Raw genomic sequence first — 1,990 nt, forward strand, 5'->3', positions numbered from 1 at the left:
AATTCAGATCTTCGGCGACGCCGTTCACCTTTTCCAGCGCCTGGTAGATCGGCACGGTGCCGATGGGCACCGGGCTGTTGCGCAGGATCCATTCGCGGGTGTTGTGGATGTTGCGGCCCGTCGAAAGGTCCATCACGTTATCCGCGCCCCAGCGGGTGGCCCACACCATCTTTTCCACTTCCTCGGCGATGGAGGAGGCGACGGCGCTGTTGCCGATGTTGGCGTTGATTTTCACCAGGAAATTGCGGCCGATGATCATCGGTTCGGCTTCGGGGTGGTTGATGTTGGACGGGATGATGGCGCGGCCGCGGGCGATTTCGCTGCGGACGAATTCCGGCGTGACATAATCGGGGATTTCGGCGCCGAAATCTTCGCCGTCGCGGATGTGGCCGGCGATTTGGGCGCGGCCGATGTTTTCGCGGATGGCGACATATTCCATTTCCGCGGTGATGATGCCGCGGCGGGCATAGGCGATCTGGGTGACGGCGGGGCTTGACCCGAAACCGAAGTTTTTTGCGCGCCACGGCATGGCGTTGACGTTGGGGAACTGCTGCACTTCGGGCTGTTTCAGGCCGCCGAATATACCATTGTCTTCGGGCTTCACGTCGCGTCCGGGGTAACGCTCCACATCGCCGCGTGCTTCGATCCAGGCGGTGCGCAGCGGCGGCAGGCCGGCGGCGATATCGATCACCGCGTTGCTGTCGGTATAGATGCCCGACGTATCATAGATGCGCACCGGCGGTTCCTTGGCCGATGGCTCCAGCACGACTTCGCGCATGGCGACGCGCAGTTCGGGAAACAGGCTGCCGGCAACGTGGACTTTGCGGCTGCCTGGAAGCGGGCCAGTGGTGACCGGCATTTCCAGCTTGCTGTTGATATCGGCCATGGTGTGCATCCTTCCAAAAACGGACAAGGATGGCGCGCGTTGGCTCGCGGCCTCCCTCCCTCCGCCGGTGTCAACCGGATCAGGTTCGGCGGGTCAGGGCCATGCAGCCCACTCTCAGCCGATATGGTCGGCCCCCCGGGGAATAGTTTGGCTTAAGCCCGCTGGCCCCAGTTGGCAAGGCCGCGATCGGTGCCGCACACCTTGTCCCAAAACCGGAAATACAGGCCGTAATTGCAGGTGTAGTGGCGGTGATGGGCTTCGTGATGCGATGCACTGATGAAGTGGCGGCCGAACCAGCCCGCCACCCAGGATTTGGGGAACATTTCCCAGCCCATGTGGTTGGTAACGCCCATGATGGTGGCGACCAGCATCACGGCGGCCAGTGCGCCGATGTGGATGGGGATGATGAACAGTAGCGCCGGGATCAGGACGGCGCCGGAAATGGCTTCCCAGGGATGGAAGCTCATGGCGGCCCAGGCCGTTGGCGGGCGGCTGGCGTGGTGGACGGCGTGGGCGGCCTTGAACAGGCGGGGCAGGTGCATCCAACGGTGCGTCCAGTAGAACCACGTATCGTGCGCGAACAGATAGACAAGGATGGACAGCGGCAGCCACGCGGCCTGCAGGGGGCCATCGATTGTCACCATGATCTGGGTCCAGCCCCAGGCACGCCAAGCCTCGATGGCGAGGCCGGCGGGCACGGCGTAAATGGCGGCGGAGATCAGCGACCAGCGGATTTCATCGCGTATCTGGCGCTGGCGTTTGGCGGGATCGGCCGGGCCGTCCTTCACACCGCGGCGCTGTGTGAGCAATGCAAAACCGCCCGATACCGCGAGGTACCGGGCGGCGATGATAAGCGCCATCGACATGACGGCAAGCAACAAGGTGAGGGCGGTTGACACGTTTCGGGTGTAGCGCGCGGGTGCCGCCCCGCCAAGCGGCACCGCGTCGCGGGGTATCAGATTGAAAGGATGCCGAAACTGCGCAGCAGCCAGACGATGACAGCGATAATCACCACCAGGTTGATGATCGTCTTGATCGTGCCGTCCATCGGAATCTTGTTGTTGACCAGCCAGAGCAGGACCCCAACAACGATGAGGACGATGA

The 1,990-nt window shown here is 63.0% G+C and carries 3 protein-coding genes and 1 riboswitch; all 3 genes read right to left on the minus strand.

Annotation, left to right across the window (positions count from 1 at the left end):
• On the minus strand, window positions 1-886 hold an 886-nt coding region (locus ACESL8_RS12110), incomplete at its 3' end, for a phosphomethylpyrimidine synthase ThiC (protein WP_372919205.1).
• Between the two features lie 39 nt (window positions 887-925).
• Window positions 926-1,034: riboswitch (TPP riboswitch) on the minus strand.
• Window positions 1,035-1,038: 4 nt separating this feature from the next.
• A complete protein-coding gene (locus tag ACESL8_RS12115) occupies window positions 1,039-1,752 on the minus strand; it encodes a sterol desaturase family protein (RefSeq protein ID WP_372919207.1) in 714 nt (237 codons plus the stop codon).
• 89 nt (window positions 1,753-1,841) lie between these two features.
• The gene (locus ACESL8_RS12120) at window positions 1,842-1,988 is read right to left on the minus strand and encodes a Thivi_2564 family membrane protein (RefSeq protein ID WP_372919209.1); all 147 of its coding nucleotides are present in this window, start codon (window positions 1,986-1,988) and stop codon (window positions 1,842-1,844) included.
• Window positions 1,989-1,990: the final 2 nt, after the last annotated feature.

The organism is Sandarakinorhabdus sp. (assembly GCF_041689835.1).
In the GTDB taxonomy this organism is placed as follows: domain Bacteria; phylum Pseudomonadota; class Alphaproteobacteria; order Sphingomonadales; family Sphingomonadaceae; genus Sandarakinorhabdus.

Excerpts from the sequence above, each read along its gene's own strand:
- ACESL8_RS12115 (WP_372919207.1), bottom strand. The coding sequence starts at position 1,752 with ATGTCGATGGCGCTTATCATCGCCGCCCGGTACCTCGCGGTATCGGGC.